At 67.5% G+C, this 6,439-nt stretch carries 8 protein-coding genes and 2 pseudogenes; 4 read left to right on the top strand and 6 right to left on the bottom strand.

Features of this window, described 5'->3' with window-relative positions; all coding sequences use genetic code 11:
• Positions 1 to 495, bottom strand: a pseudogene (locus A5699_RS19645) (hypothetical protein); the annotation flags it as partial.
• 67 nt (positions 496 to 562) lie between these two features.
• Positions 563 to 1,174, bottom strand: coding sequence for an NlpC/P60 family peptidoglycan-binding protein RipD (ripD, locus tag A5699_RS19650; RefSeq protein ID WP_067772585.1), 612 nt, complete (start codon positions 1,172 to 1,174; stop codon positions 563 to 565).
• Positions 1,175 to 1,355: 181 nt separating this feature from the next.
• On the opposite strand from ripD, the gene tenA reads away from it, so the two are divergent.
• Entirely contained in the window at positions 1,356 to 2,039 is a 684-nt protein-coding gene (tenA, locus tag A5699_RS19655) for a thiaminase II (RefSeq protein WP_067772586.1), read from the top strand.
• 58 nt (positions 2,040 to 2,097) lie between these two features.
• Here the strand turns inward: tenA and tpx are convergent, their stop codons facing one another.
• The gene (gene tpx, locus A5699_RS19660) at positions 2,098 to 2,592 is read right to left on the bottom strand and encodes a thiol peroxidase (RefSeq protein ID WP_067772589.1); all 495 of its coding nucleotides are present in this window, start codon (positions 2,590 to 2,592) and stop codon (positions 2,098 to 2,100) included.
• A 62-nt stretch (positions 2,593 to 2,654) separates the two neighbouring features.
• Here tpx and A5699_RS19665 point away from each other — a divergent pair, with 62 nt between their 5' ends.
• On the top strand, positions 2,655 to 3,548 hold the full coding sequence (locus A5699_RS19665; protein WP_067772592.1) for an aminoglycoside phosphotransferase family protein: 894 nt from the start codon (positions 2,655 to 2,657) through the stop codon (positions 3,546 to 3,548).
• A gap of 9 nt (positions 3,549 to 3,557) precedes the next feature.
• Here the strand turns inward: A5699_RS19665 and A5699_RS19670 are convergent, their stop codons facing one another.
• Positions 3,558 to 3,881: a hypothetical protein gene (locus A5699_RS19670; protein WP_067772594.1), complete on the bottom strand. Its 324-nt coding sequence runs from the start codon at positions 3,879 to 3,881 to the stop codon at positions 3,558 to 3,560.
• A gap of 135 nt (positions 3,882 to 4,016) precedes the next feature.
• Positions 4,017 to 4,982, bottom strand: a complete 966-nt coding sequence (locus tag A5699_RS19675) for an o-succinylbenzoate synthase (RefSeq protein ID WP_067772600.1) — start codon at positions 4,980 to 4,982, stop codon at positions 4,017 to 4,019.
• A 135-nt stretch (positions 4,983 to 5,117) separates the two neighbouring features.
• On the opposite strand from A5699_RS19675, the gene A5699_RS19680 reads away from it, so the two are divergent.
• Positions 5,118 to 5,369 carry a hypothetical protein gene (locus tag A5699_RS19680; protein ID WP_067772605.1) on the top strand — a complete coding sequence of 84 codons (252 nt, stop codon included), beginning with the start codon at positions 5,118 to 5,120 and terminating at the stop codon, positions 5,367 to 5,369.
• 18 nt (positions 5,370 to 5,387) lie between these two features.
• A complete protein-coding gene (locus A5699_RS19685; protein WP_067772608.1) occupies positions 5,388 to 6,050 on the top strand; it encodes an MOSC domain-containing protein in 663 nt (220 codons plus the stop codon).
• Positions 6,051 to 6,053: 3 nt separating this feature from the next.
• Here A5699_RS19685 and A5699_RS19690 read toward each other — a convergent pair.
• Positions 6,054 to 6,439: pseudogene (locus tag A5699_RS19690) on the bottom strand (diguanylate cyclase); the annotation flags it as partial.

Here is a 6,439-nt window from a genome sequence, read left to right on the forward strand (position 1 = left end):
CCAGTAGCAGACGAACGACAATGGCGTCTCGGTGTCCAGGATCGTGGCATCACCCTGCACGATCGGCGGGATCGCCGATGAGATCGTCATGCCGGCAAAGGCGCCGACCCAGATCCAGGTCAGAATCTTGATGATCCGTTGGAACACATCGCTTTCCACCACCCCGGGCGGTTGACCGGCCGCGGCGAACTCGAGCACGAACGGCTTACCGATCAAAAGACCGATCAACGCGACCAGGAAGATCCCCGCGTTGCTCAGCGGCTGCATCCAGCGTTCCATGACGTCCTGGCTGAGCACCAGGGTCAGCACCGTCAACACGACGAAGGTGGCGAGCGCACCGATCTCCAGGGTGCGCCCCGGCGCCCCCGAGACCCGGCTGATCACGAATGTCGCGATGGCGGTCGCCAGCGCCACCAGCACGGCGACTCCGAACGGCACGTTGCCGACGAGTACCCAATAGATGATCCACGGCGCGAAGCCAAACAGAATGCCCACGACGGCACAGTCTAGGGGCTTACCGTTGGATATACGGCAAGTCCTGCGGCGGTGGCGTCGACGCGCCTCAGGCGATGATGCGGACGAGGTAGGGCGTCATGCCCTCGGCGCGCACCGGCGTGACCGCGACCGCGGGCTCGGTGCCCTGGATCATCTGGTTGTTGCCGAGGTAGAGCGCGACGCTCTGGGTGCCCTCTGGCCCGTAGAAGATCAGATCCCCGGGCAGCGCGGCCGACGGCAGCACCTTCTGTCCGACCTTGTACTGCTCACCAGAGGAGCGCGGCATCTTGACGCCCGCCCCGGCGAAGGCGTACACGATCAGACCGGATGCGTCGAAACCGACCACGTTGGCCGAGGGGTCCGGCATGACACCGAGGCCCGGCGTGGTCAGTGCCGGGGCGGTGACCGCCGGGGTCGACAGGCCGGGCGTCAGTCCACCTGCCGTGGGCGGCGGGGTCAGGCCGGGGGCCGGCACGGTGCGGGCGATACCGCGGGTGGGTCCGTTGACGTCGCCACCGCCGTAGCTGAACGGCACCCCGCGCTGGGACAACGCCCGGGCGATCACGAGGTCGACAAACTGCTGATTGCCGGCCGGGCGTTCGATCGGTGCGGCACCGGCAAGTCCGGGAGTCGCTACCAGAAATGCCAGACCTAACAGCAGGGCAACGTAACGTCTCATCGAACATCAACTCTCTCGACCACAGCGAAGGTGACCTCGAACTGCTGGTCGTCGTCAGTCGAGTCAACCATTTGTACCGCCGACGCTGGGTTTCGCCCAATTCAGCTGGGGCGCAAGGCTAATCAGATGCAGTACCGTGACCTGACGGTTACCCGGCGCCGCGACCTGTCACCATATCGACATGCATACCGATGCGAATCTGCAATCCTTCTCGGCACGGCTGTGGCACTCGATCGAGCCGATCTTCGCCGCGACCGTGGCGCACCCGTTCCTGACCGGCCTCACCGACGGCAGCCTCGACGACACGGCATTCACGCACTATGTCGCACAAGACGTGCACTACCTGCGTGACTACGCCCGGGCCCTCGCGATCGTCGGCGCGAAGGCGCCCACCTTGGCCGACACCGCGATGTTCTCCCGGCATGCAGCCGAAATCTTCGACGTGGAGCTGGGATTGCACAACGAGCTACTGCCCGCCCTGGGGCTGGATCTGACGGAGTTGAACTCCACCCCCGTGGCCCCGACCACGCGGGCCTACACGAGTTATCTGCTCGCCACGGCATACGGCGGAAGCTTTGCCGAAGGGCTGGCGGCGGTGCTGCCCTGCTACTGGATCTATGCCCGGGTCGGCTTGGCCCTGGCGAAAGACGGTTCGCCCGACGAGCGGTACCAACGCTGGATCGACAGCTATGGCGGTGAGGAGTTTGCCGCGACCGTCGCCGAGGTGCTGGCCGTCACGGACCGGATCGGGTTGGCGCTCGGCTCGGCGCAAGAAGCCGACGCCCGAACGCATTTCGTGGTCACGGCGAAATACGAATGGATGTTTTTCGACGCGGCGTATCGCCGCGAGCAGTGGCCGATCTGAACGTCGGCCCGGCGTCATCCCTCACCGGCGTATGGACACCGGTGAGGGACGAGCGCAACTACTTGAGCGCAGCCAGGGCGGCGTCGTAGTTGGGCTCCTGAGCGATCTCGGGAACCAGTTCGGAGTAGGCCACGTTGCCGTCGGCGCCGATCACCACGACGGCACGGCCGAGCAGACCGGCCATCGGGCCGTCGGCCAGGGTGATGCCGTAGTCCTCGCCGAAGCTGTCCCGGAAGGCCGACGCCGAGGTGACGTTCTCGATGCCCTCGGCACCGCAGAAGCGCTTCTGGGCGAACGGCAGGTCCTTCGACACGCACAGCACCGTGGCGCCGGCCTCGGCAGCGCGCTCGTTGAAGGTGCGCACGCTGGCGGCGCACACCGGCGTGTCCACCGACGGGAAGATGTTCAGCAGCAACGCCTTGCCCTGGAACTGGTCGCTGGTGACGGCGCCGAGGTCGGTGCCGGTGAGCGAGAAGCTGGGGGCCGGGCTGCCGACTGCGGGCAGTTCACCGACGGTGTTGATGGAATTTCCGCGCAAGGTTATCTGTGCCATAGCGCACAGTCTGTCAAAACCTGCTGCCCCGCGGGCCGCCCGGGGTGCGACCATGGGTCGCGATGATCGATCTGCCCGAGGCCGTGCACGCCATGGGCACGCGGGGACCACGGTGGCAGTCCTGGGTCGAGAGCCTGCCCCGGCTACTTCGAGACCAGTTCGACGAGTGGACGCTGCGCGCGGACGGACCGCCGTACCACGGTCACTGCTCGATCGTGGTCCCGGTACGGACCGACGACGGCGTCGCGGCAGTCCTCAAGGCCGGCTTTCCCGACGAGGAATCGGCCCACGAACATCTGGCGCTGCGCCGGTGGGCCGGAGCCGGGGCAGCCCGGCTGCTGCGGGCCGACCCGCACCGGCGCACCCTGCTGCTCGAACGGCTACAGCAACGAAACCTCAACGAGCTCTGGGACATCGAGGCCTGCGAGATCGTGGCCGGACTCTACGGCCGGCTCCACGTGCCACCGCTGCCCCAGCTGCGTTCGGTCGCCGAGAACACCACCCGCTGGTCCGCCGGCCTGGCCCGGCTGCCGCGCAACGCTCCCCTGCCGCGACGACTGGTCGAGCAAGCCATCTCGCTGGGCACGGATCTGAGCACCGACCGCGCGGTTGCCGACACCGTGGTCCACGGTGATCTGCACTATGCCAACGTGCTCGCCGGCGAACGCGAGCCATGGCTGGTGATCGACCCCAAGCCGCTGAACGGCGACCCGCACTACGACCTCGCACCGATGTTGTGGAACCGGTGGGACGAGCTGACCGGCCATGTTCGCGACGGCGTCCGGCGCCGGCTGGCCGCCCTGGTCGATGCCGCAGATCTCGATCCCGACCGGGCCAGGGACTGGGTGATCGTGCGGATGATGCACAACGCGATGTGGGAGCTGACCGAGGAAGCCCACCCTGATCCGGACTGGCTGACCGTGTGTGTGGCCATCGCCAAGGCTGTGCAGGACTGACCGGCGTGCTCAGATGACCTTGTAGGTGAGGGCGTAATGGGCCCCGGCGCCGCTGACCTGCTGAGTGACCTCGCCGCGGCCCAACTCCTCGGAGCGGATCACAATCGACCCCACGTCCTGCGTCTCGTCGGTGCGCACATCCACCTCCCGGAACACGATCTCCAATTCACCGTCGAACGGCAGCAGCCGGTCCAGATCCACCACATCGCCCTGGCACATCGACACAGCCCGGAACTGGAACCCGTCAGCCCGGCTGATGCTGAGCTCGTCGGTTCCCCCGGACTCCTGGGTCTTGACGGCCCGCAGTTCCGACAGTTTGGCGAACAACGACATGGCACCTCCGTTGGATCTGTCGCCAGCGGGTGGCTGACGACGTCGATTCTCGAGTTGCCGCCGGGCCGCACACATGCGTAGTGCGCTACTTGAATCTGTTCGACGCGAATCCGGTCGACCACGTTGCTGGATCGGTCACGACGCGGTGATGGCAGCCCGCAGCCGTTCGCGCCACCACTGCACGCGAGCCGGGTCGGTGACCGCGTAGCGCTCCAACTGCTCGGGTTGCGGAGCCGGAGGCATCGGCGCGACGGGTAGATAGCCGTCCACCGCGTTCAGCGAACGCGAATCCGCGACCAGATCACCGGCCAGCAGCCCTCTGGTTCCCAGTTCGCAGGCGAACGGCAGCTGTGGCAGCGCGCCGGCCAGCGCGAGACCGGCGGCCAGGCCGATCGTGGTCTCCACGCTGGACCGGACCACGCTCGGCAGCCCGAGCATCTCGGCCACGCGTAATGCGCGCCGCACCCCGCCCAGGGGTCCGACGGCGAGCACCGCGATGTCGGCAGCCGCTTCGAGCCGCAGATCCCGCGGGTCGTCGGCTCGGCAGAGCGACTCGTCGACCGCGATGGGCACCTCGACCCGACGTCTGAGCGCGGCCAGCTTGTCAATTGTCGGGCAGGGTTGCACCACGAACTCCAGCCCGTCCGCCGCTCGACTCAGGGCGGCGATGGCCGCCACCGCGGTATCCGGATTCCACCTGCCGTTGACGTGGCAACGTACGGTGCCGCCCGGTCCAAGCCCGTCTCGCGCCGCCTCTACCCGCTCGATATCCTCGGCCAACGATCCTGCGCCGACCTCGACCGCGGCGGCGCGGGTTTTCGAGGCGGCCGCGATCTGATGGGCCCGCGCCGCATCGACCGCGGGAATGGTGACCGCGATCGGCACCCGCCCGCGCACGGGGTCGGGCCAGCCCACCGTGCCCGGTTCGGTCGCGGCCGTCAGCCAGCGCACCAGCGAGCGGTCTTGCGGCAACGGGCTGAACTCTCCCCAACCCTGCGGCCCTTCCAACAGCATTCCCTCGCGCACGGTGAGTCCGTCCACCGGCGCGACGGTGGGAATCGCGAAAACGGGCGCACGGTCGAAATCGATCAGGGTCTGCACAAGCAGGTGACGCTAGCCCAGCGAGCGGGCCGGCGGCGGGCAACCGACCGCAAGTGGTCAACCGGCGCCGCCGCCAGATCATGCCGCCTAGACTGCGCCGGTAGGTCGGACCGCAGGTTCGGGAGGAGACAGGCGATGGCGAGCGCAATGTGGCGCGGGGTACTCACGGTGATGTCGGCTGCGGTGCTGTCGGCCGGGTCGATGGCGGTGGCCACCATCGTGACACCGGCCTCGAGCTCGGCATGCCCACCCGGAGAAACCGGCGTGACCAACGGTTGCTCCCCGTTCTGTGTCCCGGGCCGGCAACTCGACACCGCGACCGGGCTGTGCCTGCCGGTGCCGCCCGCGCCCCCGGCCCCGAATAGTGTTGCGACACCGATCTTCTAGACCGTTACGCTGTGGGTCATGGCGCAGGTATTGACGGTCAACGTGGCCCATCCACGACCCAACACCGCCGAGGGGCGTGCGGTCACCGGAATCGACAAGCGCCCGGTCCAAGGGGCCGTCGGCGTTCGCGCACCCGGCCCGATGCACGGTGGGCTCGGCAGCGGACTGATCGGTGACATCATCGGCGACCAGCAGTTCCACGGTGGTGACGACCAGGCGGTGTATGCCTATGCGCGCGAAGACCTCGACGTCTGGCAGACCGAACTGAACCGCGACATCGCCAACGGCGTCTTCGGCGAGAACCTGACCACCGCGGGCATCGATGTCACCAATGCCCGCATCGGCGAACGGTGGCGGGTCGGATCCGATGGCCTCGAGCTGGAAGTGTCGCGGCCACGGATACCGTGCCGGACGTTCGCGAACTGGCTGCAGATCAACGGATGGGTGAAAACCTTTACCAGGGCGGCGATTCCGGGCGCCTATTTCCGTCTGGTGACACCCGGTTCGGTAGCCGGCGGTGACGAGATCACGGTGACACACCGGCCCGACCACGACATCACCATCGGGCTCGTGTTCCGGGCCCTCACCCTCGAACCGCAGCTCTTGCCGGACATCCTGGGTGCCGATGCGCTGGCCGTACCGATACGGGAACTTGCCGAGCGCCGAATCGCCGCCGGCTGACCGTCATTCCGGCCAGCTGCTCTCCCGGATGACCTCGACGAAGTCTTCGCGCACGAACGTGTCGTCGAAGTGCGCGAGCACGTCAGCGTTGACCGTGCCGAATGTCGATTCTGGACGCTGCCGCACACCTTCGGTGAAGGCATGCAGGATGCGATTTTTGAAATCAGGCCGCGGATGAACCGCGGTGACGGCCTGCAGGTGTTCCGGCGTCAGGTCGTCGCGTCCTATCCCCAGCACATCCGTCTCGACACCCGCTGTCACAAGGGCGATCTCGGGGTCGAGGAACTCCGGGATGCCCGGGGTGGTGTGAAGGGCGATCCCGAGCCACACCTTCCGTGCGGCGACCTCGTCGACGCCGCGCTGCAACAGGAAATCCCGGGCGGCGTCGG

Source organism: Mycobacterium sp. E802, from assembly GCF_001666875.1.
In the GTDB taxonomy this organism is placed as follows: domain Bacteria; phylum Actinomycetota; class Actinomycetes; order Mycobacteriales; family Mycobacteriaceae; genus Mycobacterium.

Excerpts from the sequence above, each read along its gene's own strand:
- A5699_RS19665 (WP_067772592.1), top strand. The coding sequence starts at position 2,655 with ATGATCGATCTGCCCGAGGCCGTGCACGCCATGGGCACGCGGGGACCA.
- tpx (WP_067772589.1), bottom strand. The coding sequence starts at position 2,592 with ATGGCACAGATAACCTTGCGCGGAAATTCCATCAACACCGTCGGTGAA.
- ripD (WP_067772585.1), bottom strand. The coding sequence starts at position 1,174 with ATGAGACGTTACGTTGCCCTGCTGTTAGGTCTGGCATTTCTGGTAGCG.
- A5699_RS19685 (WP_067772608.1), top strand. The coding sequence starts at position 5,388 with ATGGCGCAGGTATTGACGGTCAACGTGGCCCATCCACGACCCAACACC.
- A5699_RS19670 (WP_067772594.1), bottom strand. The coding sequence starts at position 3,881 with ATGTCGTTGTTCGCCAAACTGTCGGAACTGCGGGCCGTCAAGACCCAG.
- tenA (WP_067772586.1), top strand. The coding sequence starts at position 1,356 with ATGCATACCGATGCGAATCTGCAATCCTTCTCGGCACGGCTGTGGCAC.
- A5699_RS19680 (WP_067772605.1), top strand. The coding sequence starts at position 5,118 with ATGGCGAGCGCAATGTGGCGCGGGGTACTCACGGTGATGTCGGCTGCG.